This is a genomic window from Trinickia caryophylli (assembly GCF_034424545.1).
Lineage (GTDB): Bacteria > Pseudomonadota > Gammaproteobacteria > Burkholderiales > Burkholderiaceae > Trinickia > Trinickia caryophylli.
The window spans coordinates 1,736,211-1,761,429 of the sequence record NZ_CP139970.1; the positions used below are offsets into that span (position 1 = coordinate 1,736,211).

38 protein-coding genes are annotated in these 25,219 nt (G+C 61.7%); 2 read left to right on the forward strand and 36 right to left on the reverse strand.

All coding sequences use genetic code 11. From position 1 onward, the window contains the following. Positions 1-50 precede the first annotated feature (50 nt). Positions 51-698 (reverse strand): c-type cytochrome, encoded by a 648-nt coding sequence (locus tag U0034_RS07925; protein ID WP_085228299.1) that lies wholly within the window; start codon positions 696-698, stop codon positions 51-53. Between the two features lie 323 nt (positions 699-1,021). Between U0034_RS07925 and yihA the strand changes: the two genes are divergently transcribed. Both yihA and hemB read left to right on the forward strand, forming a co-directional pair. After that, positions 1,022-1,681: a ribosome biogenesis GTP-binding protein YihA/YsxC gene (gene yihA / locus U0034_RS07930; RefSeq protein WP_085228358.1), complete on the forward strand. Its 660-nt coding sequence runs from the start codon at positions 1,022-1,024 to the stop codon at positions 1,679-1,681. Positions 1,682-1,998: 317 nt separating this feature from the next. Further along, entirely contained in the window at positions 1,999-2,997 is a 999-nt protein-coding gene (hemB, locus tag U0034_RS07935) for a porphobilinogen synthase (RefSeq protein WP_085228300.1), read from the forward strand. Positions 2,998-3,016: 19 nt separating this feature from the next. On the opposite strand, the gene dsbD is transcribed toward hemB, so the two are convergent. From dsbD to rpsL, 35 genes are all read right to left on the reverse strand, one after another. After that, the gene (gene dsbD / locus U0034_RS07940; protein ID WP_085228301.1) at positions 3,017-4,912 is read right to left on the reverse strand and encodes a protein-disulfide reductase DsbD; all 1,896 of its coding nucleotides are present in this window, start codon (positions 4,910-4,912) and stop codon (positions 3,017-3,019) included. Next, positions 4,905-5,261: a divalent-cation tolerance protein CutA gene (cutA, locus tag U0034_RS07945; protein ID WP_085228302.1), complete on the reverse strand. Its 357-nt coding sequence runs from the start codon at positions 5,259-5,261 to the stop codon at positions 4,905-4,907. Before cutA ends, dsbD begins: the two co-directional genes overlap by 8 nt. Before the next feature lie 131 nt (positions 5,262-5,392). Beyond that, the gene (rplQ, locus tag U0034_RS07950) at positions 5,393-5,788 is read right to left on the reverse strand and encodes a 50S ribosomal protein L17 (RefSeq protein ID WP_085228303.1); all 396 of its coding nucleotides are present in this window, start codon (positions 5,786-5,788) and stop codon (positions 5,393-5,395) included. Positions 5,789-5,989: 201 nt separating this feature from the next. Then, positions 5,990-6,967: a DNA-directed RNA polymerase subunit alpha gene (locus U0034_RS07955; RefSeq protein ID WP_085228304.1), complete on the reverse strand. Its 978-nt coding sequence runs from the start codon at positions 6,965-6,967 to the stop codon at positions 5,990-5,992. A 123-nt stretch (positions 6,968-7,090) separates the two neighbouring features. After that, positions 7,091-7,714, reverse strand: coding sequence for a 30S ribosomal protein S4 (gene rpsD / locus U0034_RS07960; protein WP_085228305.1), 624 nt, complete (start codon positions 7,712-7,714; stop codon positions 7,091-7,093). Between the two features lie 148 nt (positions 7,715-7,862). After that, positions 7,863-8,267: a 30S ribosomal protein S11 gene (gene rpsK, locus U0034_RS07965; protein ID WP_017777173.1), complete on the reverse strand. Its 405-nt coding sequence runs from the start codon at positions 8,265-8,267 to the stop codon at positions 7,863-7,865. 28 nt (positions 8,268-8,295) lie between these two features. Further along, positions 8,296-8,661, reverse strand: coding sequence for a 30S ribosomal protein S13 (gene rpsM / locus U0034_RS07970; protein ID WP_085228306.1), 366 nt, complete (start codon positions 8,659-8,661; stop codon positions 8,296-8,298). A 41-nt stretch (positions 8,662-8,702) separates the two neighbouring features. Beyond that, entirely contained in the window at positions 8,703-8,819 is a 117-nt protein-coding gene (rpmJ, locus tag U0034_RS07975; protein ID WP_004199844.1) for a 50S ribosomal protein L36, read from the reverse strand. Positions 8,820-8,839: 20 nt separating this feature from the next. Continuing rightward, positions 8,840-9,058 carry a translation initiation factor IF-1 gene (gene infA, locus U0034_RS07980; protein WP_004521905.1) on the reverse strand — a complete coding sequence of 73 codons (219 nt, stop codon included), beginning with the start codon at positions 9,056-9,058 and terminating at the stop codon, positions 8,840-8,842. A gap of 8 nt (positions 9,059-9,066) precedes the next feature. Continuing rightward, on the reverse strand, positions 9,067-10,413 hold the full coding sequence (secY, locus tag U0034_RS07985; protein WP_085228307.1) for a preprotein translocase subunit SecY: 1,347 nt from the start codon (positions 10,411-10,413) through the stop codon (positions 9,067-9,069). A 60-nt stretch (positions 10,414-10,473) separates the two neighbouring features. After that, entirely contained in the window at positions 10,474-10,908 is a 435-nt protein-coding gene (rplO, locus tag U0034_RS07990; protein WP_085228308.1) for a 50S ribosomal protein L15, read from the reverse strand. A gap of 26 nt (positions 10,909-10,934) precedes the next feature. Continuing rightward, the gene (gene rpmD, locus U0034_RS07995; RefSeq protein WP_006400644.1) at positions 10,935-11,117 is read right to left on the reverse strand and encodes a 50S ribosomal protein L30; all 183 of its coding nucleotides are present in this window, start codon (positions 11,115-11,117) and stop codon (positions 10,935-10,937) included. A gap of 16 nt (positions 11,118-11,133) precedes the next feature. Then, a complete protein-coding gene (rpsE, locus tag U0034_RS08000; protein WP_009888402.1) occupies positions 11,134-11,652 on the reverse strand; it encodes a 30S ribosomal protein S5 in 519 nt (172 codons plus the stop codon). Between the two features lie 14 nt (positions 11,653-11,666). Continuing rightward, a complete protein-coding gene (rplR, locus tag U0034_RS08005) occupies positions 11,667-12,032 on the reverse strand; it encodes a 50S ribosomal protein L18 (protein ID WP_008923336.1) in 366 nt (121 codons plus the stop codon). Between the two features lie 12 nt (positions 12,033-12,044). Continuing rightward, positions 12,045-12,575 (reverse strand): 50S ribosomal protein L6, encoded by a 531-nt coding sequence (gene rplF / locus U0034_RS08010; protein ID WP_085228309.1) that lies wholly within the window; start codon positions 12,573-12,575, stop codon positions 12,045-12,047. A 21-nt stretch (positions 12,576-12,596) separates the two neighbouring features. Beyond that, on the reverse strand, positions 12,597-12,992 hold the full coding sequence (gene rpsH / locus U0034_RS08015; RefSeq protein ID WP_085228310.1) for a 30S ribosomal protein S8: 396 nt from the start codon (positions 12,990-12,992) through the stop codon (positions 12,597-12,599). Positions 12,993-13,006: 14 nt separating this feature from the next. Continuing rightward, positions 13,007-13,312, reverse strand: a complete 306-nt coding sequence (gene rpsN / locus U0034_RS08020; RefSeq protein WP_085228311.1) for a 30S ribosomal protein S14 — start codon at positions 13,310-13,312, stop codon at positions 13,007-13,009. Positions 13,313-13,319: 7 nt separating this feature from the next. Further along, positions 13,320-13,859 carry a 50S ribosomal protein L5 gene (gene rplE, locus U0034_RS08025; protein ID WP_085228312.1) on the reverse strand — a complete coding sequence of 180 codons (540 nt, stop codon included), beginning with the start codon at positions 13,857-13,859 and terminating at the stop codon, positions 13,320-13,322. A gap of 16 nt (positions 13,860-13,875) precedes the next feature. Next, entirely contained in the window at positions 13,876-14,184 is a 309-nt protein-coding gene (gene rplX / locus U0034_RS08030; RefSeq protein ID WP_085228313.1) for a 50S ribosomal protein L24, read from the reverse strand. A gap of 9 nt (positions 14,185-14,193) precedes the next feature. Further along, the gene (rplN, locus tag U0034_RS08035; RefSeq protein WP_026229630.1) at positions 14,194-14,562 is read right to left on the reverse strand and encodes a 50S ribosomal protein L14; all 369 of its coding nucleotides are present in this window, start codon (positions 14,560-14,562) and stop codon (positions 14,194-14,196) included. Between the two features lie 423 nt (positions 14,563-14,985). Continuing rightward, positions 14,986-15,255: a 30S ribosomal protein S17 gene (gene rpsQ / locus U0034_RS08040; protein WP_085228314.1), complete on the reverse strand. Its 270-nt coding sequence runs from the start codon at positions 15,253-15,255 to the stop codon at positions 14,986-14,988. Then, positions 15,252-15,446, reverse strand: coding sequence for a 50S ribosomal protein L29 (gene rpmC / locus U0034_RS08045; RefSeq protein ID WP_085228315.1), 195 nt, complete (start codon positions 15,444-15,446; stop codon positions 15,252-15,254). Before rpmC ends, rpsQ begins: the two co-directional genes overlap by 4 nt. Before the next feature lie 9 nt (positions 15,447-15,455). Continuing rightward, positions 15,456-15,872, reverse strand: a complete 417-nt coding sequence (gene rplP / locus U0034_RS08050; protein WP_085228316.1) for a 50S ribosomal protein L16 — start codon at positions 15,870-15,872, stop codon at positions 15,456-15,458. A gap of 2 nt (positions 15,873-15,874) precedes the next feature. Then, the gene (rpsC, locus tag U0034_RS08055; protein WP_085228317.1) at positions 15,875-16,684 is read right to left on the reverse strand and encodes a 30S ribosomal protein S3; all 810 of its coding nucleotides are present in this window, start codon (positions 16,682-16,684) and stop codon (positions 15,875-15,877) included. 11 nt (positions 16,685-16,695) lie between these two features. Continuing rightward, positions 16,696-17,025: a 50S ribosomal protein L22 gene (gene rplV, locus U0034_RS08060; RefSeq protein WP_004199272.1), complete on the reverse strand. Its 330-nt coding sequence runs from the start codon at positions 17,023-17,025 to the stop codon at positions 16,696-16,698. Between the two features lie 12 nt (positions 17,026-17,037). Next, positions 17,038-17,313: a 30S ribosomal protein S19 gene (gene rpsS / locus U0034_RS08065; protein WP_004199273.1), complete on the reverse strand. Its 276-nt coding sequence runs from the start codon at positions 17,311-17,313 to the stop codon at positions 17,038-17,040. 10 nt (positions 17,314-17,323) lie between these two features. Further along, positions 17,324-18,151, reverse strand: a complete 828-nt coding sequence (gene rplB, locus U0034_RS08070; protein ID WP_085228318.1) for a 50S ribosomal protein L2 — start codon at positions 18,149-18,151, stop codon at positions 17,324-17,326. A gap of 2 nt (positions 18,152-18,153) precedes the next feature. Beyond that, positions 18,154-18,468, reverse strand: a complete 315-nt coding sequence (gene rplW, locus U0034_RS08075; RefSeq protein ID WP_085228319.1) for a 50S ribosomal protein L23 — start codon at positions 18,466-18,468, stop codon at positions 18,154-18,156. Further along, positions 18,465-19,085, reverse strand: a complete 621-nt coding sequence (gene rplD / locus U0034_RS08080; RefSeq protein WP_085228320.1) for a 50S ribosomal protein L4 — start codon at positions 19,083-19,085, stop codon at positions 18,465-18,467. Before rplD ends, rplW begins: the two co-directional genes overlap by 4 nt. Continuing rightward, on the reverse strand, positions 19,085-19,744 hold the full coding sequence (gene rplC / locus U0034_RS08085; RefSeq protein WP_102623123.1) for a 50S ribosomal protein L3: 660 nt from the start codon (positions 19,742-19,744) through the stop codon (positions 19,085-19,087). Before rplC ends, rplD begins: the two co-directional genes overlap by 1 nt. A gap of 271 nt (positions 19,745-20,015) precedes the next feature. Beyond that, a complete protein-coding gene (gene rpsJ, locus U0034_RS08090) occupies positions 20,016-20,330 on the reverse strand; it encodes a 30S ribosomal protein S10 (RefSeq protein ID WP_085228322.1) in 315 nt (104 codons plus the stop codon). A 171-nt stretch (positions 20,331-20,501) separates the two neighbouring features. After that, positions 20,502-21,692, reverse strand: a complete 1,191-nt coding sequence (gene tuf / locus U0034_RS08095; RefSeq protein ID WP_085228323.1) for an elongation factor Tu — start codon at positions 21,690-21,692, stop codon at positions 20,502-20,504. Positions 21,693-21,743: 51 nt separating this feature from the next. Continuing rightward, positions 21,744-23,846, reverse strand: coding sequence for an elongation factor G (gene fusA / locus U0034_RS08100; RefSeq protein WP_085228324.1), 2,103 nt, complete (start codon positions 23,844-23,846; stop codon positions 21,744-21,746). A gap of 134 nt (positions 23,847-23,980) precedes the next feature. Further along, positions 23,981-24,451: a 30S ribosomal protein S7 gene (rpsG, locus tag U0034_RS08105; RefSeq protein WP_008343817.1), complete on the reverse strand. Its 471-nt coding sequence runs from the start codon at positions 24,449-24,451 to the stop codon at positions 23,981-23,983. Between the two features lie 162 nt (positions 24,452-24,613). Then, complete coding sequence (gene rpsL / locus U0034_RS08110) at positions 24,614-24,994, reverse strand: 30S ribosomal protein S12 (RefSeq protein ID WP_085228325.1); 381 nt, start codon at positions 24,992-24,994, stop codon at positions 24,614-24,616. Positions 24,995-25,219: the final 225 nt, after the last annotated feature.

Consider the following 25,219-nt stretch of genomic DNA (forward strand, 5'->3'; position numbering starts at 1 on the left):
TCGCGTCTCAGTGCCGCGCGCGGCCTGCCACGCCAGCCCTGACGGCTCGCTCAGTGCAGACCGGCCATGTAATCGGCCACGGCCTTCAGCTCTTTCTCGCTCAACCGCGAGGCGATGGGCTGCATCACCTCGTTCTTGCGCGTGCCGCCGGCAAATGCGGTGAGTTGCGCGCTCGTATAGTCGGCCCACTGGCCCGATACGCGCGGATACTGCACCGGCAGGCCCTGGCCCGTCGGCCCGTGACAGCTCGCGCAGGCCGGCACGCCCTTGTCTGCGATACCGCCCCGATAGATTTTCTGCCCCAGCGCGACCGTTGCCGCGTCGTGCGCTGCGCCGCCCTTCGGCACCTGTTGCGCGAAGTAGGCGGCCACGTTGGCCATGTCCTGATCGGAAAGCGGACCGACGATACCCGCCATGATGGGGTTCTGACGCGCGGCGACCTTCTCGCCCGGCTTGACCTTGAAATCATTCAACTGCTTGACCAGATACGCCTGATGCTGCCCGGCGAGCTTGGGAAACGCGCTGCTCGCACTGTTGCCGTCGGCGCCATGGCAAGCCGCACAGACCCCAGTCGCGATCGCCTGCCCCTTCGTTGCATCTGGTTTTACCGCTTCTGCCGCATTTGCTTCTATTGCCCAACCCAACCAACCTGCCACTGCCACTTCGAGGACCACCAACGCCTTGCACAGTCGATTCATTCGCACACCCGGTTTCGTCTTGTGAGAATAGAGTGCCCTCACACCATACCGAGGCGGACCCAGCCGGACCGCAAACATCCGGCCCAAAGCCCGGCCCATTCCTGGATGGGTGACGGAAAAGCGACTCAGACCCAAAAGTCATGCCGCTAAAAGCCTGCGGCTAGTGCTCGAAGGGCCGTGCAAGCGGCCCTGCGGCTGGTCTTCAGTAAACCGTCGTATTGTACAATACCTCGCTATTCGCCAAGGCGCCAGTCGGCCGCACCCTCGATGCGCTTGGCCCCGTTCTCCAGGCGTCGCGCGGCGGCGCCCTCCCCACTCTCGCCATGGCCTTCCTGCTGCATCAAGCCCGCTTCTTCACGACCGTCAACCATTTTCGGGATCTGCCCGCGACGGTAACGCCCGAAATCGCCTTTGCCGGCCGCTCCAACGCCGGCAAGTCGACGGCGATCAACGTGCTCTGCAACCAGAAGCGGCTTGCCTTCGCCAGCAAGACGCCGGGGCGTACCCAGCACATCAACTATTTCGGCGTCGGTCCGGCCGATACCCCGGCGGGCTATCTCGTCGATCTCCCGGGGTATGGTTATGCGGAAGTGCCGGAAGCCGCCAAGGCGCACTGGGAGGCGCTCTTGTCGCGCTATCTGCAGGAACGGGCGCAACTGCGCGGCATGATTCTGATGATGGACGCGCGCCGCCCACTGACCGACCTCGACCGCCGCATGATCGAATGGTTCGCACCGACGGGCAAGCCGATTCACACGCTGCTGACGAAGTGCGACAAATTGACACGCCAGGAAAGCACCAATGCGCTGCGCACCGCGCAAAAGGGGTTGGCCGAATATCGCGCCGGTGGCTACACGGGGGAACTCACGGCCCAGTTGTTCTCTGCGCTCAAGCGCACCGGGCTCGAGGAAGCGCACGCGCTGATCGAAGGCTGGCTCGCGGCGGCCGGCAACGAAGCCGCACCCTCGGCCCCCGCCGAATAAGCGGCTCAGCGCCGCTTTGCCGCCATCCCACCGCGTTGTCCGAACGGCCGTCCGTTCGCTTGCAACCGCACGCTGGCGGCGCACGCCATAAAAAAACCCGCCGGACCTCGGCGGGTTAAACAGCCTAATCGAAAAAACGACAGGCACCCGCTCAGGGAGGAGAAGCGGGGAGCTCGGCGCCAGGCGCGTCGCTCGATCGCTATCATATACCATCGTGGCTGAGCGCATAGCGCAGCCCACGCACGTTGTCCAGCGAAGTTTTCCGGCCGGCTCGCCCGGCATTGTTTCAACGAATCGCAAGCGAAAAGCCCGACACCATGAGTCTTTATCCGCTTCACCGCCCGCGCCGCATGCGCCGCGACGATTTCTCGCGACGCCTGATGCGCGAGACCGTTCTCACGACCAACGACCTCATCTACCCGGTATTCGTCGTCGAAGGCGACAACGTCAAACAGGCGGTACCGTCGATGCCGGGCGTGGAGCGTGTCTCGATCGACCTGCTGCTCGGCGTCGGCGAGCAGTGCGTCGAGCTTGGCGTGCCCGTGCTTTCGCTTTTTCCCGCCATCGACCCGTCGCTGAAAACGCCTGACGGCCGCGAAGCCGCCAACCCGGACGGCCTGATCCCGCGCGCCGTGCGGGCCCTGAAGGCGCGCTTTCCCGAACTCGGCGTGCTCACGGACGTCGCGCTCGACCCCTACACGAGCCACGGCCAGGACGGCGTGCTCGACGAAACGGGTTACGTCATCAACGACGAGACGGTCGAAATCCTGATCGATCAGGCGCGGACCCAAGCCGAAGCGGGAGTCGACATCGTGGCGCCGTCCGACATGATGGACGGGCGCATCGGCGCACTGCGCGAAATGCTTGAAAGCGATGGGCACATCCACACTCGCATCATGGCCTACGCGGCCAAATACGCATCGGCTTTTTACGGCCCGTTCCGGGATGCGGTCGGCTCGGCCACGAATCTCGGCAAGAGCAACAAGATGACGTACCAGATGGACCCGGCCAATTCGGACGAAGCGCTGCGCGAAGTCCGACTCGACATCGACGAAGGCGCCGACATGGTCATGGTCAAGCCTGGCATGCCGTACCTCGATATCGTTCGCCGCGTCAAAGACGAATTCCGCTTCCCGACATACGTCTATCAAGTGAGCGGCGAGTACGCCATGCTGAAGGCCGCCGCGCAAAACGGCTGGCTCGACCACGACAAGGTCATGATGGAATCGCTGTTGGCCTTCAAGCGGGCCGGCGCCGATGGCGTGCTGACCTACTTCGCGCTCGACGCTGCGCGCTTGCTGCGCGCGCAGCGATAGGCGCGGGCGTGAACCGCACTCAGGCGTTCGGCGCGGGTGCGGCCTCCGGGGCCACCCGGTCGAGGCTGCGCAGGAACGTGTCTGCCGACTCGTACCCGACCACGCGCAACACCTCCTTGCCCGTACGATCGAAGAAGATGATGCCCGGCGGCCCGAAGAGCGCAAAGCGTTTGAGCAGCAGTTGATCGTCGGGCCCGTTTGCCGTGACGTCGGCGCGCAGCAGTTGCATTTGCGCGAGCCGCGCCTGGACTCGCGGATCCGCGAACGTGAAGCGCTCCATTTCCTTGCAGCTCACGCACCAGTCCGCATAGAAGTCGAGCATCGCGGGCCGGCCGGCCGCGCGTAGCGTCGTATCCAGTGCCGCCGCCGAACGTACTGGCTCGAATGCGAGCCGCGTCGGCTGTTCGCGCGCCAGCGCCGCGCCGGGCGCGCCGACGCGTGCGGCCAGGATGGCAAGCGGGCGCAACGGGTCGGTCGAACCTGCGGCAAGCCCGACGATCAGGGCGGCGGCCCAGATCGCGAGTGCTGCGCCGATCCCGCGGCCCAGCCGGCGCCAGACCGAAACCGCGCCCGCATGAGCCGAGAAGAGGCCGAGAGCCGCTGCGGCGAGCAGCAGCCACAGAGCACCGAGCAGCATCTGAGCGACGGGCGGCAGCACCGGCCAGACGATCCACAGCGCCGCGGCGAGCAGAATGACGCCGAAAAATACCTTGATGCCTTCCATCCAGGCGCCGGCGCGCGGTAACAGCGTGCCCGCACCGAGGCCGACGATCATGAGCGGCACGCCGAGGCCGATCGCCATCGAAAACAGCGCCGCGCCGCCGAGCACCGCGTTGCCCGTATGCGCGATGAACGCGAGCACCGCGAACAGCGGCGCGGTCATGCAGGCGCCGACCACCAGCGCCGAGAGTGCGCCCATTGCCGCGACGGCGGCGAATTTTCCGCCCGGGCGCCGGCCCGATGCTTCAGAGACGCGATCATGCCAGCGCTGAGGCAGCGAAATATCGACACCCGAGATCAACGATAGCGCGAATGCGGTGAGCAGCACCGCAAAAGCGCCAAGCACCCACGGGTTTTGCAGCCACGCGCCGAGGCTCTGGCCGACCAGCGCGGCCGCGATGCCGAGGGCCGTGTAGACGAGCGCCATACCGAGCACGTAGGCGAGCGACAGTGCAAAGCCGCGTGCATGAGTGACTTTACGCCCCTCGCCGATGATGATCGCCGAGACGATCGGAATCATTGGATAGGAGCACGGCAGCAGGCTGAGCACGAGCCCCGCAACGAAGTACAGGCCGACCGTCGCGGCGAAGCTGCCGCCTTGCAGAAGCGATTGCGCATAATCCGCGCTCGTCGCCCGCTCGTACCACGAAGCCACCGCCTGAGAACCCGTGGCGGCGCCGGCACCACCGACCACGCTTTGGGCGCCTCCCCCGTCGTTTGCCGCGGCGGCCGACAGCGCTGCGCCGCTCACGCGGTAAGTATGCGTCTCCGGGGGGTAGCAGATTCCGGCGTCGGCGCACCCCTGCGAGGTGACGGCCAGTTCGAACGGCCCCGCAGCGGCTTTCACCGGAAGCCGAATTGCGAGTTCCCCGCGGTAGGTTTCGACATCCTTTTGGAAGGTCTGATCGAACTTCACGTGCCCGGCCGGCATTTGCGGCTCGCCGAGCGTAGCACTGCCGCTCTTGACCGCAAACGCGAAACGCTCGCGATAGAGATAGTAGCCGTCGGCGATCTTGAAACGGATATCGACCGCACCGGGCACCTCGCTCGCTTGAAAACGAAATGCGGCGGACGGATCGAGAAAATCGTCTGCCCGCGCCCGATTCGTGAGTGCGGCAAGGCTGGCACAGACGAAAACGACGAAGAGAAAGAAGCGGGCCAGCGCATTCGCATGCGCGCCAAATAACTTACACATGTGTCGGACGATGCGTTTCCGCCGCCACCCACTGACCGTAAGCGGCCGAAGCGGACGCTGGCCAGACGACTATTTCGGGCGTCTCGTATGGGTGGTTCGCGGCAATGAACCGCTCGAGCTCGAGAGCTCGCGCAGCACTGGTTTTGAAGAGCAGCTGGATCTCCTGGGCCGATTCGCGCTGCCCCTTCCAGCGGTAATGGGACTGCACCACGCCGAGTTCGGTGACGCAGGCAGCCAGCCGCGCGTCCAGTACCGCGTCTACGAGCTTTTGCGCTGAGCCCGAATCGGGCAGCGTCGTCAGCAATAAAACAATATCGAGAGGCACGGCTTCTCCAGCAGCGGCGATCATGCACGCATTATCGTAACACCTGCGCGATTTCGGGCGCGCCAGCACACGAACGGGGATGGATGTGGCCCGTGAGCGCACCAAAAACAAAAAGGGCCAAGCTCAGCTTGACCCTTTTTCGAGATAGCGGAGATTTATTCCGCTTCTTGCACTTCCTCGGCCTCGACCGGTTCAGGGCGGTCGAGCAGTTCGACGAGCGCCATCGGCGCATTATCGCCCACGCGGAAGCCGAACTTCAGGATACGGAGGTAGCCACCCGGGCGATTCGCAAAGCGCGGGCCGAGCACGTCGAACAGCTTCGTGACCGAGTCACGATCGCGCAGACGGTTGAAGGCGAGACGACGATTCGCGAGCGAGGGCTTCTTGCCGAGCGTGATAAGGGGCTCGACGACCTTGCGGAGTTCCTTCGCCTTCGGCAGCGTGGTCTTGATGACTTCGTGCTCGATCAGCGAGTTGGACATGTTACGGAGCATAGCCAGACGGTGGCTGCTCGTGCGGTTCAATTTCCGCAGACCATGACGGTGACGCATTTCAGTTTCCTTGATTCACAGTTTTGATCCAGCTCTTCTATCGTCTCGGCCGCTTCTTGCGAAGGCCGGACACGGGCCGGTAATGAAAAAGACGAGGGCCGGATTTTAACGGAAAATCCGCACCCCCGCCACTTGTCGGCCGCGAGCCGGCAGGTGCTGGCGCTTTAGCGCCTGCTCCCGCCGTGCGCCGGTTCGACCGACTTACTTGTCGAGACCTGCCGGCGGCCAGTTTTCGAGCTTCATGCCCAGCGTAAGACCGCGCGAGGCCAGTACTTCCTTGATCTCGTTGAGCGACTTGCGGCCAAGGTTCGGCGTCTTCAGAAGCTCGTTCTCGGTGCGCTGGATCAGATCGCCGATGTAGTAGATGTTCTCGGCCTTCAGACAGTTCGCGGAACGAACCGTCAGCTCGAGATCGTCCACCGGACGCAGCAGGATCGGATCGATCTGCGGCGCGCGCGACGGGGCTTCTGCAGCTGCTTCCGTGCCTTCCAGCGCCGCGAACACCGCGAGCTGGTCAACCAGAATGCGCGCCGATTGACGAATCGCTTCCTCGGGCGAGATCACGCCGTTGGTCTCGATGTTCATCACGAGCTTATCGAGGTCGGTACGTTGCTCCACACGGGCGCTTTCCACGGCGTAGCTCACGCGACGAACCGGCGAGAACGAGGCGTCCAGCACGATGCGGCCGATGATCTTCGCCGTTTCCTCGCCATAGCGGCGAACGTTGCCCGGCACGTAGCCGCGGCCCTTCTCGATCTTGATCTGCACGTCGAGCTTGCCGCCCTTCGAGAGATGCGCGACGACGTGATCCGGGTTGATGACCTCGCAATCGTGCGGCAACTCGATATCGCGCGCGGTCACCAAGCCTTCACCTTCCTTGCGCAGCGTGACCGTCACTTCGTCGCGGTTGTGCAGCTTGAACACGACGCCTTTCAGGTTCAGCAGCAGGTTGACCACATCCTCCTGCACCCCATCGAGCGTCGAGTACTCGTGCACCACGCCGGCGATCGTCACCTCGGTCGGCGCATAGCCGACCATCGACGACAGCAACACGCGCCGAAGTGCGTTGCCCAAAGTGTGGCCGTAACCGCGTTCGAACGGTTCCATGACCACTTTCGCGTGGTTGTCGCCAAGCGATTCCACGGCGATGATCTTGGGCTTCAACAAACTGGTTTGCATAGGTTTTCCTTTTCAATACCCTCGGCTCGTTACACCGATAAGGCTGACCGGTAACAACCTGAAAATGAACAGCCGAGGTGCCCCCTTGCTCGACGCAATCAGGTACCCCGGCCGCAAATTCGATTAGCGCGAATACAATTCGACGATCAGGCTTTCGTTGATATCGCCAGCGATATCGCTGCGTTCCGGCATCTGCTTGAACGTGCCTTCGTATTTTTTCGTATCGACGGCGACCCAGCTCGGCAGACCGCCTTGCTCGGCCAGCGACAGCGCTTCGAGGATCCGCGCCTGCTTCTTCGCTTGCTCGCGCACGGCGACGACGTCGCCGGCCTTCACTTGCATCGACGGGATGTTCACGACTTGGCCGTTGACCGTGATCGCCTTGTGGCTCACGAGCTGGCGGGCTTCCGCGCGCGTCGAGCTGAAGCCCATACGGTAGACGACGTTGTCGAGACGCGACTCGAGCAGTTGCAGCAGGGTTTCACCGGTGTTGCCCTTGCGGCGGTCAGCTTCCGCGAAGTAGCGGCGGAACTGGCGCTCGAGCACGCCGTAGATGCGCTTCACTTTTTGCTTTTCGCGCAGCTGCGTGCCATAGTCGGACGTACGCGCACCCGAGGTGCGGCCGTGCTGACCAGGCTTGCTGTCGAGCTTGCATTTGTCGGCGAGCGAGCGGCGGGCGCTCTTCAGGAAGAGGTCGGTGCCTTCACGGCGAGACAGCTTGGCTTTAGGGCCGGTATAGCGTGCCACTTTGCGTTCCTTCTAGGTTTGATCACGCGAAACTCATCGCCTCGCGCTAGTCCGACCCCGGTGGGCCGAACGGTGGACTTAGTCAATCGATGTGCAAATAGCCTGCTGGCGCGGCCAAGCGCCAACAGGCGTCATACGTGCGTTCGCCTCAGATGCGGCGACGCTTCGGCGGACGGCAGCCGTTGTGCGGAACCGGCGTCACGTCCGAAATCGCGGTGATCTTGATGCCAAGACCATGCAGTGCGCGCACTGCCGACTCGCGACCCGGGCCCGGGCCCTTGATCCGCACTTCGAGGTTCTTCACGCCGTATTCCATCGCCACGCGGCCAGCCGATTCGGCAGCAACCTGAGCAGCGAACGGCGTCGACTTGCGCGAGCCCTTGAAGCCCTGGCCGCCCGACGTCGCCCATGCAAGCGCGTTGCCTTGACGATCGGTGATCGTGATGATGGTGTTGTTGAACGACGCGTGAACGTGAACCACGCCCTCGGCGACGTTCTTCTTGACCTTCTTGCGAACGCGTTGCGCCGCGGTGTTGTTCGAAGCCTTAGCCATTACGTTTTCCTGTAACTGTCAGACGCGCTTACTTCTTCAGCGATTGCGCAGCACGGCGCGGACCCTTGCGCGTACGGGCGTTCGTGCGGGTACGCTGGCCGCGCAGGGGCAGCCCCTTGCGATGACGGACACCACGGTAGCAGCCGAGATCCATCAGGCGCTTGATGTTCATCGTCACTTCACGGCGCAGGTCGCCTTCGACAACGAACTTGCCGACTTCCTCACGCAGCTTTTCGAGATCCGAGTCGTTCAGGTCCTTGACCTTCTTCGAGAGATCGACACCAGCTGCTGCGCAGATCTGCTGCGAGCGCGTGCGGCCGATACCGAAGATCGCCGTCAGGCCGATCACGGTATGCTGGTGGTTCGGGATGTTCACCCCTGCAATACGAGCCATTGTTTTTCCTCAAACAAAAAGCGCAAGCAAAAGCGTGGCCGTTAGCCTTGACGCTGTTTGTGGCGCGGATCAGAGCTGCAAATCACGCGCACGACGCCTTTGCGCTTGATGATCTTGCAATTGCGGCAAATGCGCTTAACCGATGCCATCACTTTCATGATATTACCCTTTTTTCAAATCACTTCGCCCGGAACACGATCCGCGCACGGGACAGATCGTAAGGGGTCAATTCAACCGTCACCTTGTCGCCCGGAAGAATGCGGATGTAGTGCATCCGCATCTTGCCCGAGATATGTCCCAATACGACATGGCCATTTTCCAGCTTCACGCGGAAGGTCGCATTGGGCAGGTTCTCGATGACCTCGCCCTGCATCTGGATTACATCGTCTTTGGCCATAAGTCCTTTCACCGCATCGGGATGTTGCTGCCCTTGAAATTGGCTTTCTTGAGCAGTGACTCATACTGTTGCGACATAACGTACGACTGTACCTGCGCCATGAAGTCCATTGTGACGACGACAATGATCAGCAGCGACGTTCCACCGAAATAGAACGGCACGTTCCAGCGCAGCACCAGGAACTCGGGCAGCAGGCAGACGAACACGATATAGATCGCACCGGCCAGCGTCAGACGCGTGAGGATGCGGTCGATATAGCGTGCGGTCTGATCGCCGGGCCGGATCCCCGGAACGAAGGCACCGCTCTTCTTCAGGTTGTCGGCCGTTTCCCTGCTGTTGAACACCAGCGCGGTGTAGAAGAAGCAGAAGAAGACGATCGCCAACGCATACAGCAGCACATACACAGGCTGCCCCGGCTTCAGCGCCTCGGCCACGTTATGCAGCGTTTCCGAGAACCATCCGCCGCGCGTGCCTGAGCTGAACCAATTCAGGATCGTTGCCGGGAACAGGATGATCGACGACGCGAAGATCGGCGGAATCACGCCCGACATGTTCAGCTTCAACGGCAGATGCGACGACTGTCCGCCGTAAATCTTGTTGCCGACCTGACGCTTCGCGTAGTTCACGAGCACCTTGCGCTGACCGCGTTCGATGAACACGACGAGGTACGTCACGCCTGCAATCAACGCCACGATGATGATCGCGGAGATGATGCTCATCGAGCCCGTGCGCACGAGCTCGAAGAGCCCGCCGATCGCGTTCGGGAAGCCGGCCGCGATACCGCCGAAGATGATGATCGAGATACCGTTGCCAAGGCCGCGCTCCGTGATCTGCTCGCCGAGCCACATCAGGAACATCGTACCCGTCACGAGCGTCACGACCGTCGTCAGGCGGAACACCATGCCCGGATCGATTACGAGGCCAGGCTGGTTCTCGAGCGCCACAGCGATGCCGAACGCCTGAAACGTCGCCAGCACGACCGTGAAGATCCGCGTGTACTGCGTAATCTTGCGCTGCCCCGCCTGCCCTTCCTTCTTCAGCGCCTCGAGCTGCGGCGAGACGATCGCCAACAGCTGCATGATGATCGACGAGGAGATGTACGGCATGATCCCCAACGCGAACACCGTAAAGCGCGAAAGTGCGCCGCCCGAGAACATGTTGAACATGCCCAGGATGCCACCCGACTGGCTCTGGAACAGCTTGGCCAGCTGATCCGGGTCGATGCCCGGCACCGGAATGTGCGCGCCGATCCGATAGACGATCAGCGCCAGCAGCAGAAAAACTGCACGCCGGCGCAGGTCGCCGAACTTCGCCGCGCTCTTACCGGACTTTGCGAGACTCGGGCTGTTAGCCAAGTACCTTCTCCGATACAAATGCCATGATCGGCTATCGACTATTCACGCGAGCGATGCCGATTACTCGGCGAACGAGCCGCCGGCCGCTTCGATGGCCGCACGTGCGCCCTTCGTAGCACCGAGACCCTTCACGACGATCTTGCGCGAGATTTCGCCCGTGGCGATGATCTTCGCGGTCTTCGTCAATTCGCTGACGAGGCCGGCTTGCTTCAGCGCGAGCAGGTCGATTTCGTCGACCGGCAATGCCTGCAGATCGCCCAGGCGCACTTCACCGACGAATTCCTTCGTCAGCGAGGTGAACCCGCGCTTCGGCAGACGACGCTGCAGCGGCATTTGACCGCCTTCGAAGCCAACCTTGTGAAAGCCGCCCGAGCGCGACTTCTGACCCTTGTGACCGCGGCCAGCCGTCTTGCCAAGGCCCGAGCCGATGCCACGACCGACGCGACGCTTCGCGTGCTTGGCGCCTTCGGCGGGCTTCAGGTTATTCAATTCCATATTCAACTCCTCGATTCCCTGAGCGCTTAGGCGATGACCTTAACGAGGTACGAGACCTTGTTGATCATGCCGCGCACGGCGGGCGTGTCTTGCAGTTCGCTGACCGAGTTGAGTCGGCGCAGGCCCAGGCCACGCACCGTGGCACGGTGCGATTCGCGGGTCCCAATCAGGCTCTTGACGAGCTGAACCTTGACAGTTTTTTCAGACATGGTGACCACCCAGGCTTTAGCCCAAAATTTCTTCGACCGACTTGCCACGCTTGGCGGCGATGTCACCCGGCGTCGACTGCTTACGCAAACCGTCGAGCGTCGCACGAACGAGGTTGTACGGGTTCGTCGAACCGTGGCTCTTCGCCACGACGTTCTGCACACCCATCACGTCGAACACAGCGCGCATCGGACCGCCGGCGATCACGCCGGTACCGTCCTTCGCGGGCGCGAGGAGGACCGTCGACGCGCCATGCTTGCCGTGCACTTCGTGCTGCAGCGTACCGTTCTTGAGCGGCACCTTGAACATGTTGCGGCGGGCCTGCTCCATTGCCTTCTGAACGGCGACCGGCACTTCCTTCGCCTTGCCCTTGCCCATGCCGACGCGGCCATCGCCGTCGCCAACCACGGTCAGTGCGGCGAAGCCGAGAATACGGCCACCCTTCACGACCTTGGTCACGCGGTTGACCGAGATCATTTTTTCGCGAAGGCCGTCGTCGCGTTCGTCAGCCTGAACTTTCGCTTGCATCTTTGCCATGACGAATTCTTCCCTTAGAACTTGAGCCCGGCTTCGCGCGCCGCATCAGCCAGCGCCTTCACGCGGCCGTGGTAGCGGAAACCCGAGCGGTCGAAGGCGACGGATTCGATGCCGGCAGCCTTGGCTTTCTCCGCGATGCGCTTGCCAATCAGCGTGGCAGCGGCGACATTGCCGCCCTTGCCCGATTGATCGGCGAGCTGAGCGCGCACTTCGGCTTCGAGCGTCGACGCGCTGGCCAGCACCTTGGTGCCGCAGGGCGAAAACACTTGCGCGTAGATGTGCGTGTTCGTGCGGTGCACGGCAAGGCGCGCGACCTGCAGTTCGGCGATCTTGATACGCGTCTGACGAGCGCGGCGCAGGCGAGATTGAGTCTTATCCATGATTGCGCACCCTTACTTCTTCTTCGTTTCTTTGAGGATCACAACCTCGTCGGCATAGCGCACGCCCTTGCCCTTATAGGGCTCAGGCGGACGATAGCCGCGCACTTCGGCTGCGACTTGGCCGACTTTCTGCTTGTCGATCCCCTTGATCACGATTTCCGTTTGCGTCGGAGTTTCCGCCTTCACACCTTCGGGCATTTGATGCACGACGGGATGCGAGAAACCCAGCGACAGGTTGAGCTTGTCGCCTTGCGCTTGCGCACGATACCCCACGCCGACGAGGGAGAGCTTGCGCTCGAACCCCTTCGTCACGCCGTGCACCATGTTCGCGACGATCGCGCGCATCGTGCCCGACATCGCGTTCGCCTCACGGCTCTCGTCGACGGGCTCGAACTTCAGGAACGCACCGTCGACCACGATGTTCACGAGCTTGTTGAGAGCTTGCGAAATCGTACCGAGCGCGCCCTTCACGGTGATGAGACCGTCAGCGATCTTCACTTCGGCGCCTTGCAGCGCAACCGGGCTTTTACCTACTCGAGACATGTTTCCTCTCCTCTTTCGGCGTTAAGCGACGTAGCAGATGACTTCACCGCCGACGCCGTTTGCACGCGCCTTGCGATCGGTCATCACACCCTTGGGCGTCGAGACGATCGCCACACCGAGGCCATTCATGACCTGCGGGATGTCGTTGCGACCGCGGTACACGCGCAGGCCGGGCTTCGAGACGCGCTCGAGGCGCTCGATGACCGGACGGCCCGCGTAGTACTTCAACGCGATGTTCAATTCCGCCTTCACACCATCCGACTTCACAGCGAAGTCGTCGATATAGCCTTCGTCCTTCAGGACTTGTGCAATCGCCACCTTCACTTTCGACGAGGGCATCGTCACCGAGACTTTCTCGACCATCTGCGCGTTGCGGATGCGAGTCAGCATATCGGCGATAGGATCACTCATGCTCATTTATGTTTCTCCTATTACCAGCTCGCCTTGGTGAGGCCGGGGATCTCGCCGCGGAACGCGATTTCACGAATCTTGTTGCGTGCCAGTCCGAATTTGCGGAACGTGCCGCGCGGACGGCCCGTGATCGCGCAGCGATTGCGCTTGCGCGTCGGGTTCGCATTGCGGGGCAGTTGTTGCAGCTCGAGGCGAGCTGCGTAGCGCTCTTCTTCCGACTTCGATTGGTCGTCGATGATCGCCTTCAGCGCTTCGCGCTTCGGTGCGAACTTCGCAGCCAGGCGGGCGCGCTTCTTTTCACGTTCGATCAGTGCCAGTTTAGCCACGGTAACCTCAGTTTCTGAACGGGAACTTGAAGCTGGCGAGCAGTGCCTTGGCTTCGTCGTCAGTCTTCGCAGTCGTCGTGATGCTGATGTTCAGCCCACGCAGCGCGTCGATCTTGTCGTAGTCGATTTCGGGGAAAATGATCTGCTCTTTCACGCCGATGTTGTAGTTGCCGCGACCGTCGAACGCACGACCCGACACACCACGGAAGTCACGCACGCGGGGCAGTGCCACCGTGACGAAACGATCGAGGAATTCGTACATCGCGCGGCCACGCAGCGTGACCATCGCGCCGATCGGGTAACCCTGACGAATCTTGAAGCCGGCAATTGCTTTGCGAGCCTTCGTAACGACAGGCTTCTGGCCGGCGATCTTCGTGAGGTCGCCCACGGCGGTCTCGATGATCTTCTTGTCCGCGACGGCTTCGCCAAGACCCATGTTCAGGGTGATCTTGGTGATGCGCGGCACTTCCATGACCGACTTGTAACCGAACTTCTCGATGAGGCCGGGTACAACCTTCTCTTTGTAAAACTCTTGCAAACGAGCCATTTTTTACTCCGCAGCGTCAAGCACCGACCACGGCGCCGGTCGTTTTCAGGAAACGGACTTTCTTGCCGTCCTCGACCTTGATGCCAACGCGCGAAGCCTTGCCGTTCGCGTCGACGAGCGCGACGTTCGAAACATGCAGCGACATCGCCTTGGCTTCCACACCGCCGGTCGTACCCTTCATCGGGTTCGGCTTCACGTGCTTCTTGACGAGGTTGATGCCCTCGACCGTCACACGATCGTCAGCGACGGCGAGCACCACACCGCGCTTGCCCTTGTCCTTGCCGGTAATGACGAGAACTTCGTCACCCTTGCGAATCTTGTTCATCGCGACTCCTTACAGCACTTCCGGCGCGAGCGAAACGATCTTCATGAACCGTTCGCTGCGCAGCTCACGCGTGACCGGCCCGAAGATACGGGTGCCGATGGGCTCGAGCTTGTTGTTCAGAAGGACGGCGGCATTGCCGTCGAACTTGATCAGTGAGCCGTCCTGGCGGCGCACGCCCTTGGCCGTACGAACGACCACGGCGTTGTAGATTTCGCCTTTCTTCACGCGCCCGCGCGGCGTTGCCTCTTTGACGCTCACCTTGATGATGTCGCCGATGTTGGCGTAACGACGCTTCGAGCCGCCGAGCACCTTGATGCACATGACTTCACGCGCACCCGTGTTATCGGCCACTTCAAGCCGAGATTCGGTCTGGATCATGGTTTATCTTTCCCAACTTAATCCGCCTGCACCACCATGGTTCAGCCGGTCAGTCTTGGTCCCGTCAGCCGCGCCGCTGTTACTTCTGGCTGCTCAGCTGCTTGGGTTGGAACAGCAGCGACGGCATGCGAAACCGCCATCGCAATCGAGTGAATCCTTCACAACGAGCTAGCGCTCGCCGCTTCCCTTCTTCCACTTCGTCCGCAACGGATCCCATAAAGAGGGAAGACCGAGATTATAACAAATAACCCCGGTCTTGCAAGCAAAATCTACTGCTATTTCAACGACTTCTGCCGCCGCTCACCGGGCGGTGGGGCTGCGGTAGCCGTTCGCCCGCCGTTGGCCGCCTTTTTGGGAAAAGCCGGGATCTTCCGACTTCCCCGCCCCTTTCGGGGCCGGCCGCCAGCCAACGGGGCTTGGCGCTTAGATCACGCGCGCAGCTTCGACCAGGCGCGACACGGTCCAGGCCTTCGTCTTCGAAATCGGACGCGATTCCTGAATTTCGACGAGATCGCCTTCGTTGTACGTGTTCGCCTCGTCATGCGCGTGGTACTTCTTCGAACGCACGACGTACTTGCCGTAGATCGGGTGCTTCACGCGGTGCTCGACCAGCACGGTGACCGTCTTGTCCATCTTGTTGCTGACGACCTTGCCGACCAGCGTCCGCTTGAGGGTGTTCACGCTATCGTTCATTTCTGGTTCGCCTTCTCGGTCAGGACGGTGCGCACGCGCGCGATGTCGCGACGAACCTTCTTCAGCTGGCTCGTATTCGTGAGCTGCTGCGTCGCGAGTTGCATGCGCAGGCCGAATTGCGCTTTCAACAGGTCCGACAGCTCCTTGTTGAGTGCGTCCTTGTCTTTCTGGTGAAGTTCGGAAGCCTTCATCTTTGCTCCTTAGGCGCCGAGCTGGCGAACGATGAAGCTCGTCTTCAGCGGCAGCTTGGCTGCAGCCAGACGGAACGCTTCACGCGCCAACTCTTCGGATACGCCATCCATTTCGTACAGCATCTTGCCCGGCTGAATCTCGGCGACGTAGTACTCCGGGTTACCCTTACCGTTACCCATCCGTACTTCGGCCGGCTTTTGCGAGATCGGCTTGTCCGGGAAAATGCGAATCCAGATGCGGCCGCCGCGCTTGATGTGACGCGTCATGGCACGACGCGCCGCCTCGATTTGACGCGCGGTCAAACGGCCGCGACCGATAGCCTTCAGGCCAAACTCACCGAACGACACGGCGTTGCCGCGTGTCGCGACGCCGGTGTTACGACCCTTTTGCTCTTTGCGATACTTCCTGCGTTTCGGTTGCAGCATCGTTATTCTCCAGTCTTGCCGTCGCCTTCAGGCTTGCCACCGGCACCACCGCGACGCGGGCCACCACGGCGGGCACCCGGTGCCCCACCTTCGCCGTCACGGCGCGGACGACGGTCGCCCGGGCGTGCGTTACGGCGCGGACGCTTTTCTTCCGGCGCTTCCTCGACGACAGGCGCGTCGTTGCGGCCGAGCGTGTCGCCCTTGTAGACCCACACCTTCACGCCGATGATGCCGTACGTCGTCTTCGCTTCCGAGGTCGCGTAGTCGATGTCTGCGCGCAGCGTGTGCAGCGGCACGCGGCCTTCGCGGTACCACTCGGTACGGGCGATTTCGATGCCGTTCAGACGGCCGGCGCTCATGATCTTGATGCCCTGGGCACCAAGACGCATGGCGTTTTGCATCGCACGCTTCATCGCGCGGCGGAACATGATCCGGCGCTCGAGCTGTTGCGTGATCGAATCGGCGATCAGTTGAGCATCGGTTTCCGGCTTGCGGATTTCCTCGATGTTGACGTGGACCGGCACGCCCATGCGGCGCTGCAGTTCCGACTTCAACAGTTCGATATCCTCACCCTTCTTGCCGATGACGACGCCAGGACGCGAGCTGAAAATCGTGATGCGCGCGTTCTTCGCCGGACGCTCGATGACCACGCGGCCAACCGAAGCGTTCTTCAGCTTCTTCTTCAAATACTCACGAACACCGATGTCTTCCTGGAGCATCGCCGCGAAATTGTTGTTGTTCGCGTACCAACGCGAAGCCCAATTGCGGCTGACGGCCAGACGGAAGCCAGTCGGATGAATTTTCTGTCCCATCGTGTGACCCCTTAATTCCCGACCGTCACAGTGATGTGACAGGATTGCTTCTCGATGCGATTGCCGCGGCCTTTGGCGCGCGCGGTAAAACGCTTCAGCGAGGCGGCCTTGTCGACGTAGATGCTCTTGATCTTGAGCTCGTCGATATCGGCGCCTTCGTTGTGCTCCGCATTCGCGATCGCCGACAGCACGACCTTCTTCACGATGCCAGCCGCCTTCTTCGGCGAGAACGTCAGGACGTTCAGCGCCTTGTCGACCGGCAAACCGCGGATCTGGTCGGCCACAAGGCGCGTTTTCTGCGCCGAGATGCGGGCACCGCGATGAATTGCTTTCACTTCCATCTTGATTGCCCCTTATTTCTTGGCCTTCTTGTCGGCCGCGTGACCCTTGAACGTACGGGTCAGTGCGAACTCGCCAAGCTTATGGCCGACCATGTTTTCCGAGATGTACACCGGAACGTGTTGACGGCCGTTGTGGACGGCGATCGTCAGGCCGATGAAGTCCGGGAGAATCGTCGAACGACGTGACCAGGTCTTGATCGGCTTCTTGTCGCGCGAAGCTGCAGCCGCCTCAACTTTCTTCAGCAAATGGGCGTCGCAGAACGGACCTTTTTTAACAGAACGTGCCATTGCCTACTCCTTAACGCTTGTGACGGCGCTGGACGATCATCGTCGTCGTGCGCTTGTTGCTGCGGGTGCGATAGCCCTTCGTCTGCTGACCCCACGGGCTCACCGGATGGCGGCCTGCAGCGGTACGGCCTTCGCCGCCGCCGTGCGGGTGATCGACCGGGTTCATCGCCACGCCACGCACCGTCGGACGGATACCGCGCCAGCGGTTTGCGCCAGCCTTGCCGATCTGACGCAGGCTGTGCTCTTCGTTGCCCACTTCACCGATCGTCGCGCGGCACTCGATGTGCACGCGGCGGATTTCGCCCGAGCGCAGACGAACCTGCGCGTAGGTGCCTTCACGTGCCAGCAGCATCGCCGAGGTACCGGCCGAACGCGCCATTTGCGCGCCCTTGCCCGGCAGCATTTCGATGCAGTGGATCGTCGTACCGACCGGGATGTTGCGGATCGGCAGCGTGTTGCCCGCGCGGATCGGCGCTTCGGAGCCAGACATCAGCTGCTGGCCGACCGTCATGCCCTTCGACGCGATGATGTAGCGGCGTTCGCCGTCTGCGTACAGCACGAGCGCGATATTCGCGCTGCGGTTCGGGTCGTACTCGAGACGCTCGACCTTCGCCGGAATGCCGTCTTTCGTGCGACGGAAATCGATGACGCGGTAGTGCTGCTTGTGACCGCCGCCCTGGTGGCGCGTCGTGATATGGCCGTTGTTGTTACGGCCGGCAGCCTTGCTCTGCGTTTCGAGCAGCGCGGCGTGCGGCTTACCCTTGTGCAGATTCTTGTTGACCACCTTCACCATCGCGCGGCGACCCGGCGAGGTCGGCTTAACTTTTACGATTGCCATGATTACTTGGCCTCCGCTTCAAAGTTGATTTCCTGGCCGGGCTTCAGGCAGACGTACGCCTTCCTCACGTCCTTGCGCTTGCCCATGAAGCGGCCAAAGCGCTTGGCCTTGCCCTTCACGTTCAGCACGTTGACGGAATCGACTTCCACCTTGAACAGCAGCTCAACGGCGGCCTTCACTTCCTGCTTCGTCGCATCGGGTGCGATCTCGAACACGACCTGCTCGTTCTTGTCGGCCACCAGCGTCGCCTTTTCGGAGATCACCGGCGCGAGCAGGACCTGCATCAAACGATGATCGTTCTTGCGAATCTCGCTCATGACAGCAACTCCTCGATCTGGGCGACCGCAGCCTTCGTGATCAGCACTTTCTTGAAGTAGATCAGCGAGAGCGGGTCGGCGTAACGCGGCTCGACAACGGCCACATTGGCCAGGTTGCGCGACGCGAGGTACAGGTTCTCGTCGACCGTGTCGGTGATGACCAGCACGGAGTCGAGACCCATGGCCTTGAATTTTTCAGCCAGCAGCTTCGTCTTCGGCGCTTCGAGAACGATGTCATCGACAACCGAGAGGCGGCCTTCACGGGCGAGCTGCGAGAAGATCGAGCAGAGGCCTGCGCGATGCATCTTCTTGTTGACCTTGTGCGCGAAGTTTTCTTCGGGCGAGTTCGGGAAGATGCGACCACCGCCGCGCCACAGCGGGCTCGACGACATACCGGCACGGGCACGGCCCGTACCCTTCTGGCGCCATGGCTTCTTGGTCGTGTGCTTGACCTGTTCGCGATCCTTCTGCGCGCGGTTGCCGCTGCGCGCGTTCGCCTGGTAAGCAACGACGATCTGGTGAATCAGGGCTTCGTTGTAATCGCGGCCGAACACCACGTCCGACGCGCTCACGCCAGTACCTTCCTGACCATTCGCATTCAGGAGCTTGAGTTCCATTATTTCGCTCCTTTCACGGCACGCGCCTTCACTGCCGGCGTCACGAAAACTTTGCCACCCTTCGCGCCAGGCACTGCGCCCTTGACGAGCAGCAACTGACGATCGGCGTCGATACGAGCGATTTCGAGGTTCTGCACCGTGACCGTCTCGTCACCCATGTGACCGGTCATGCGCTTGCCGGGGAACACGCGGCCCGGATCCTGCGCCATACCGATCGAACCCGGGACATTGTGCGAACGCGAGTTACCGTGCGTTGCGCGGCCCGAGCTGAAGTTGTAGCGCTTGATCGTACCGGCGTAGCCCTTACCGATCGACACGCCTTGCACGTCGATCTTCTGACCTACTTCGAAAAGGTCGATACCCACGGGCTTGCCGACAGCGAGCTCGGCAGCCTTTGCGGCATCGATCTTGAATTCCTTGAGGATTTCGCCGGCTTCGACACCGGCTTTGGCGAGGTGACCTGCCAGCGGCTTCGTCACGCGCGACGCACGGCGCTTGCCGAAAGCCACCTGAACGGCGGTATAACCATCCGTTTCAACGGTCTTGATCTGCGTCACGCGGTTGTCGGACACGTCCAGCACGGTGACGGGAATCGAATCCCCTTCAGCCGTGAAGATACGGGTCATGCCAACCTTGCGACCTACGAGTCCAAGGCTCATCGTTTTCTCCATTCCCGACTGCGATTGGCCGGGGCTAATTTACAAGGTGTCGGCACCGCACAAATGCTTGCCTGCACGCATGTCGAAACCCACCTGACATGCTTCGCCGCAGGCTGCCGCGCGGCACTTGCCGCCCGACAGTTTGGCACCGACTTTTTGCGCGAATGCGCGAAAAGCCTAGCATTATAGCGAGGCCTTTCTTTTTTCGCAAGCAATCAAAGACTTACCGCCGCCCGCCCCGAAATCCGGAGCGGGCAGCGGCCGCAAACCTTTACTGCAGCTTGATCTCGACGTCCACACCGGCCGGCAGATCGAGCTTCATCAACGCGTCGACGGTCTTGTCCGTCGGGTCGACGATGTCCATCAGGCGCTGGTGCGTGCGAATTTCGAGCTGGTCGCGCGACGTCTTGTTGACGTGCGGCGAGCGCAGGATATCGAAACGCTGGATGCGAGTCGGCAGCGGCACCGGGCCACGGACGATCGCGCCAGTCCGCTTCGCCGTCTCGACGATCTCGGCAGCCGACTGATCGATCAGGCGATAGTCGAAGGCCTTCAGGCGAATGCGGATTTTCTGGTTCTGCTGCATGGCGATTCCTTGGAAAGAGCGAGGCGGCTTTGCACCGCCGAATTAAAGAAAGAACGTAGAGCCGGGTTCACGCCTTGGGGGCGAGCGCCCGGCTCCGGGCACTGCATTTTGCCGCGACGCGGATCCCGCGCATGCCGTGAGGCCGTGCGCGAAATCCGCGAATCCTCGATTTTACTCGATGATCTTTGCAACGACACCTGCGCCGACGGTACGGCCGCCTTCACGGATAGCGAAGCGCAGACCTTCTTCCATGGCGATCGGGGCGATCAGCTTGACCGTGATCGACACGTTGTCGCCCGGCATCACCATTTCCTTGTCCTTCGGCAGCTCGATCGAGCCCGTCACGTCCGTCGTACGGAAGTAGAACTGCGGACGGTAGTTGTTGAAGAACGGCGTGTGACGGCCGCCTTCGTCCTTGCTCAGCACGTACACTTCAGCCGTGAAGTGCGTGTGCGGCGTGATCGAACCCGGCTTGGCCAGAACCTGGCCGCGCTCCACTTCTTCACGCTTCGTGCCGCGCAGCAGGATACCCACGTTGTCGCCTGCCTGACCTTGGTCCAGCAGCTTGCGGAACATTTCCACGCCCGTGCAGGTCGTCTTCAGCGTCGGCTTGATACCGACGATTTCGATTTCCTCACCGACCTTGATCACGCCACGCTCCACGCGACCCGTCACCACCGTGCCGCGGCCCGAGATCGAGAACACGTCTTCCACCGGCATCAGGAACGCACCGTCCACTGCGCGCTCCGGCGTCGGGATGTACGTGTCCAGCGCGTCGGCCAGGTTCATGATCGCCACTTCACCCAGCTCGCCCTTGTCGCCTTCCAGCGCCAGCTTCGCCGAGCCCTTGATGATCGGCGTGTCGTCGCCCGGGAAGTCGTACTTCGACAGCAGCTCGCGCACTTCCATTTCCACCAGCTCGAGCAGTTCCGCGTCGTCCACCATGTCGCACTTGTTCAGGAACACGATGATGTACGGCACGCCCACCTGGCGCGCCAGCAGAATGTGCTCGCGCGTTTGCGGCATCGGGCCGTCAGCGGCCGAGCACACCAGGATGGCGCCGTCCATCTGCGCCGCGCCCGTGATCATGTTCTTCACGTAGTCCGCGTGACCCGGGCAGTCCACGTGCGCGTAGTGACGGTTGGCCGTCTCGTACTCGATGTGCGCCGTGTTGATCGTGATGCCGCGCGCCTTTTCTTCCGGTGCCGCGTCGATTTCGTCGTACTTCTTCGCTTCGCCGCCGAACTTCGCCGACAACACCGTCGCGATCGCCGCCGTCAGCGTCGTCTTGCCATGATCGACGTGACCAATCGTGCCGACGTTCACGTGCGGCTTGGTCCGCTCAAATTTCTCTTTTGCCATGATTCGCTTCTTTCAAAAAAGTGGTCGATGAGAAGGATCAGCCGTATGGCTTTACTTCGCCTTTGCGCTGATGATCGCGTCAGCAACGTTGCGCGGTGCCTCGGCGTAATGCTTGAACTCCATCGTATACGTCGCGCGACCCTGCGTCAGCGAGCGCAGCGACGTCGAGTAGCCGAACATTTCCGACAGCGGCACTTCGGCGCGAACGATCTTGCCGCCGCCGACCATGTCTTCCATGCCCTGCACGATGCCGCGACGGCCCGACAGGTCGCCCATCACGTTACCCATGTAGTCTTCCGGCGTTTCGACTTCCACGGCCATCATCGGCTCGAGGATGACCGGGCTCGCCTTACGCATCGCTTCCTTGAAGGCCATCGAGCCGGCCATGCGGAATGCGTTTTCGTTCGAGTCGACGTCGTGGTACGAACCGAATGTCAGGTGCACCTTCACGTCGACGACCGGGAACCCCGCGAGCACGCCGCTCTTGAGCGTGTCCTGGATACCCTTGTCGACCGCCGGAATGTACTCGCGCGGAATCACGCCGCCCTTGATCTCGTCGAGGAACTCGTAACCCTTGCCCTGCTCGTTCGGCTCGAGCGTGATCACGGCGTGACCGTACTGGCCGCGGCCGCCCGACTGCTTGACGAACTTGCCTTCGACATCCGACGCCGTCGCGCGGATCGTTTCGCGATACGCCACCTGCGGCTTGCCGACGGTCGCCTCGACGTTGAACTCGCGCTTCATCCGGTCGACGAGAATTTCGAGGTGCAGCTCGCCCATGCCCGAGATGATCGTCTGGCCCGATTCTTCGTCCGTTTGCACGCGGAACGACGGATCTTCCTGAGCGAGACGGTTCAGCGCCAGGCCCATCTTCTCCTGGTCGGCCTTCGTCTTCGGCTCCACGGCCTGCGAAATCACGGGCTCCGGGAACACCATGCGCTCGAGCACGATCGGGTGCTGCGGATCGCACAGCGTGTCGCCCGTCGTCGCTTCCTTCAGGCCGACGGCGGCGGCGATATCGCCCGCGCGCACTTCCTTGATTTCCTCGCGCTGATTCGCGTGCATCTGCAGAATCCGGCCGAGACGCTCCTTCTTGTCCTTCGTCGAATTGAGCACCGTGTCGCCCGAATTGACGACGCCCGAGTACACGCGGAAGAAGATCAACTGGCCGACGAACGGGTCCGTCATGATCTTGAACGCGAGTGCCGAGAACTTCTCTTCGTCCGAAGCCTTGCGCTCAGCCGAATCGCCATTCTCGAGTTCGCCCTTGACCGGCGGAATGTCGACCGGCGAAGGCAGGAAGTCGATCACGGCGTCGAGCATGCGCTGCACGCCCTTGTTCTTGAACGCGGTGCCGCAGAGCATCGGCTGGATTTCGCACGCGATCGTACGGTCACGCAGCGCCTTGACGATCTCGGCTTCGGTCAGCTGCTCGCCGCCGAGGTACTTTTCCATCAGCTCTTCGTTTGCTTCGGCGGCCGACTCGATCATCTTCTCGCGCCACTCGTTGCACGTCTCGAGCAGTTCGGCCGGAATGTCGACGTAGTCGAACTTCGTGCCTTGCGAGGCCTCGTCCCAAATGATCGCCTTCATCTTCAGGAGATCGACCACGCCCTTGAAGTTCTCTTCCGAGCCGATCGGCACCACGACGGGCACCGGGTTCGCCTTCAGACGCGTCTTCAACTGGTCGTAGACCTTGAAGAAGTTCGCGCCGGTGCGGTCCATCTTGTTGACGAACGCGAGGCGGGGCACCTTGTACTTGTTGGCCTGACGCCACACGGTTTCCGACTGCGGCTGCACGCCGCCCACCGCGCAGTACACCATGCACGCGCCGTCGAGCACGCGCATCGAGCGCTCCACTTCAATCGTGAAGTCGACGTGCCCCGGGGTGTCGATGATGTTGATGCGGTGCTCGGGATAGTTGTTGCCCATGCCCTTCCAGAACGCGGTGGTCGCAGCGGACGTGATCGTGATGCCACGCTCCTGCTCCTGCTCCATCCAGTCCATGGTTGCCGCGCCGTCGTGAACCTCGCCGATCTTGTGGTTCACGCCGGTGTAAAACAGAATGCGCTCGGTCGTCGTCGTCTTGCCGGCGTCGATGTGTGCGCTGATACCGATGTTGCGGTAGCGCTCGATGGGTGTCTTACGAGCCACTTTTATCCTCTATTGGATCGCGCGAAGCGTAAGAAAAAGTCTTCGCGCCTAACACAAACGGGCGAGGCGCCAAAGAGCGCACCCGCCCGGAATTTTTTTCCGATTGAGCCAGCGAAACAGCTTGGAAACGCGGCTTAGAAACGGAAATGCGAGAATGCCTTGTTGGCCTCGGCCATCCGGTGGACTTCGTCGCGCTTCTTCATCGCGCCGCCGCGGCCTTCCGCGGCTTCCTGCAACTCACCGGCGAGACGCAACGCCATCGATTTCTCGCTGCGCTTTTTCGCGGCCTCGCGCAACCAACGCATCGCCAATGCCATACGACGCGACGGACGCACTTCGACCGGAACCTGGTAGTTCGCCCCACCAACGCGGCGGCTCTTCACTTCCACCACCGGCTTCACGTTGTTGAGCGCCACCGTGAACACTTCCAGCGGGTCCTTGCCACCCTTCGTCTGGATCTGTTCGAAAGCGCCATAGACGATACGCTCGGCCACCGACTTCTTGCCCGAGAGCATCAGCACGTTCATGAACTTAGCTACATCAACGTTGCCGAACTTCGGATCCGGCAACACTTCCCGCTTGGGAACTTCGCGACGACGCGGCATGTTTCTTCCTTTAACTTTTTCAGTTGGAGCTGGGCGATACCCGTTCAGCCCCGCGGCCACCAACTAACCCGATCGATCCTGCGACTAACCAGCTTGGCCGGGTGACCACTTACTCGACAGCACCGGCATTCCGGCACCACCGCCTTCGATTCCGAAAGCTGCTTACTTGCCAGCCTTCGCGCGCTTCGCACCGTACTTCGAGCGAGCTTGCTTACGATCCTTCACGCCCTGCGTATCGAGCGAGCCGCGGACCATGTGGTAACGCACACCCGGCAAGTCCTTCACACGGCCGCCGCGGATCAGCACGACCGAGTGCTCTTGCAGGTTGTGGCCTTCACCACCGATGTACGAAATGACTTCGAAGCCGTTCGTCAGACGAACCTTGGCCACCTTACGGAGTGCCGAGTTCGGCTTCTTCGGCGTCGTGGTGTACACACGCGTGCACACACCGCGACGCTGAGGGCAGTTCTGCAGGGCCGGGCTCTTGCTTTTCGTCGTTTCCGACTCACGGCCTTTGCGAACCAATTGATTGATGGTTGGCATTGTTTATTCCCGAAATTAAACGAAATCGACGCACCGCCTGACCGGGCAAAGCGGAACAGGTGGCGCGCCCAAAGCATTCCTGCCGAAGCCGCCGGCACGCCGACGCGGCGCTCGGGATCAAGCGATCCGCCCGCAACCGCGCTTGCAGCTCGCTTGCGACTCGCTTGAACCCAATGTGAACCCGCTGTGAACCCATTGGGCGATGTGCGGGAGCCGGGCACCAAA

Coding starts and splice junctions, on each gene's coding strand:
- rplE (WP_085228312.1), bottom strand. CDS start 13,859: ATGGCTCGTTTGCAAGAGTTTTACAAAGAGAAGGTTGTACCCGGCCTC.
- rpsG (WP_008343817.1), bottom strand. CDS start 24,451: ATGCCGCGTCGTCGCGAAGTTCCCAAGCGGGAAGTGTTGCCGGATCCG.
- U0034_RS07925 (WP_085228299.1), bottom strand. CDS start 698: ATGAATCGACTGTGCAAGGCGTTGGTGGTCCTCGAAGTGGCAGTGGCA.
- rplN (WP_026229630.1), bottom strand. CDS start 14,562: ATGATCCAGACCGAATCTCGGCTTGAAGTGGCCGATAACACGGGTGCG.
- rpsJ (WP_085228322.1), bottom strand. CDS start 20,330: ATGCAGCAGAACCAGAAAATCCGCATTCGCCTGAAGGCCTTCGACTAT.
- rpsM (WP_085228306.1), bottom strand. CDS start 8,661: ATGGCTCGTATTGCAGGGGTGAACATCCCGAACCACCAGCATACCGTG.
- rpsS (WP_004199273.1), bottom strand. CDS start 17,313: ATGGCACGTTCTGTTAAAAAAGGTCCGTTCTGCGACGCCCATTTGCTG.
- rpmC (WP_085228315.1), bottom strand. CDS start 15,446: ATGAAGGCTTCCGAACTTCACCAGAAAGACAAGGACGCACTCAACAAG.
- rplR (WP_008923336.1), bottom strand. CDS start 12,032: ATGGATAAGACTCAATCTCGCCTGCGCCGCGCTCGTCAGACGCGTATC.
- rplV (WP_004199272.1), bottom strand. CDS start 17,025: ATGGAAGTGAAAGCAATTCATCGCGGTGCCCGCATCTCGGCGCAGAAA.
- rpsC (WP_085228317.1), bottom strand. CDS start 16,684: ATGGGACAGAAAATTCATCCGACTGGCTTCCGTCTGGCCGTCAGCCGC.
- infA (WP_004521905.1), bottom strand. CDS start 9,058: ATGGCCAAAGACGATGTAATCCAGATGCAGGGCGAGGTCATCGAGAAC.
- rplP (WP_085228316.1), bottom strand. CDS start 15,872: ATGCTGCAACCGAAACGCAGGAAGTATCGCAAAGAGCAAAAGGGTCGT.
- rplD (WP_085228320.1), bottom strand. CDS start 19,085: ATGGAACTCAAGCTCCTGAATGCGAATGGTCAGGAAGGTACTGGCGTG.
- rplW (WP_085228319.1), bottom strand. CDS start 18,468: ATGAGCGAGATTCGCAAGAACGATCATCGTTTGATGCAGGTCCTGCTC.
- rplO (WP_085228308.1), bottom strand. CDS start 10,908: ATGGAATTGAATAACCTGAAGCCCGCCGAAGGCGCCAAGCACGCGAAG.
- rplC (WP_102623123.1), bottom strand. CDS start 19,744: ATGAGCCTTGGACTCGTAGGTCGCAAGGTTGGCATGACCCGTATCTTC.
- rpsE (WP_009888402.1), bottom strand. CDS start 11,652: ATGGCAAAGATGCAAGCGAAAGTTCAGGCTGACGAACGCGACGACGGC.
- rpsL (WP_085228325.1), bottom strand. CDS start 24,994: ATGCCAACCATCAATCAATTGGTTCGCAAAGGCCGTGAGTCGGAAACG.
- rpsQ (WP_085228314.1), bottom strand. CDS start 15,255: ATGAACGATAGCGTGAACACCCTCAAGCGGACGCTGGTCGGCAAGGTC.
- rpsK (WP_017777173.1), bottom strand. CDS start 8,267: ATGGCTAAGGCTTCGAACAACACCGCGGCGCAACGCGTTCGCAAGAAG.
- hemB (WP_085228300.1), top strand. CDS start 1,999: ATGAGTCTTTATCCGCTTCACCGCCCGCGCCGCATGCGCCGCGACGAT.
- cutA (WP_085228302.1), bottom strand. CDS start 5,261: ATGATCGCCGCTGCTGGAGAAGCCGTGCCTCTCGATATTGTTTTATTG.
- dsbD (WP_085228301.1), bottom strand. CDS start 4,912: ATGTGTAAGTTATTTGGCGCGCATGCGAATGCGCTGGCCCGCTTCTTT.
- tuf (WP_085228323.1), bottom strand. CDS start 21,692: ATGGCAAAAGAGAAATTTGAGCGGACCAAGCCGCACGTGAACGTCGGC.
- U0034_RS07955 (WP_085228304.1), bottom strand. CDS start 6,967: ATGCAAACCAGTTTGTTGAAGCCCAAGATCATCGCCGTGGAATCGCTT.
- rpmD (WP_006400644.1), bottom strand. CDS start 11,117: ATGTCTGAAAAAACTGTCAAGGTTCAGCTCGTCAAGAGCCTGATTGGG.
- rplX (WP_085228313.1), bottom strand. CDS start 14,184: ATGAACAAGATTCGCAAGGGTGACGAAGTTCTCGTCATTACCGGCAAG.
- rplQ (WP_085228303.1), bottom strand. CDS start 5,788: ATGCGTCACCGTCATGGTCTGCGGAAATTGAACCGCACGAGCAGCCAC.
- rplF (WP_085228309.1), bottom strand. CDS start 12,575: ATGTCTCGAGTAGGTAAAAGCCCGGTTGCGCTGCAAGGCGCCGAAGTG.
- rpmJ (WP_004199844.1), bottom strand. CDS start 8,819: ATGAAAGTGATGGCATCGGTTAAGCGCATTTGCCGCAATTGCAAGATC.
- yihA (WP_085228358.1), top strand. CDS start 1,022: ATGGCCTTCCTGCTGCATCAAGCCCGCTTCTTCACGACCGTCAACCAT.
- rpsH (WP_085228310.1), bottom strand. CDS start 12,992: ATGAGCATGAGTGATCCTATCGCCGATATGCTGACTCGCATCCGCAAC.
- rplB (WP_085228318.1), bottom strand. CDS start 18,151: ATGGCAATCGTAAAAGTTAAGCCGACCTCGCCGGGTCGCCGCGCGATG.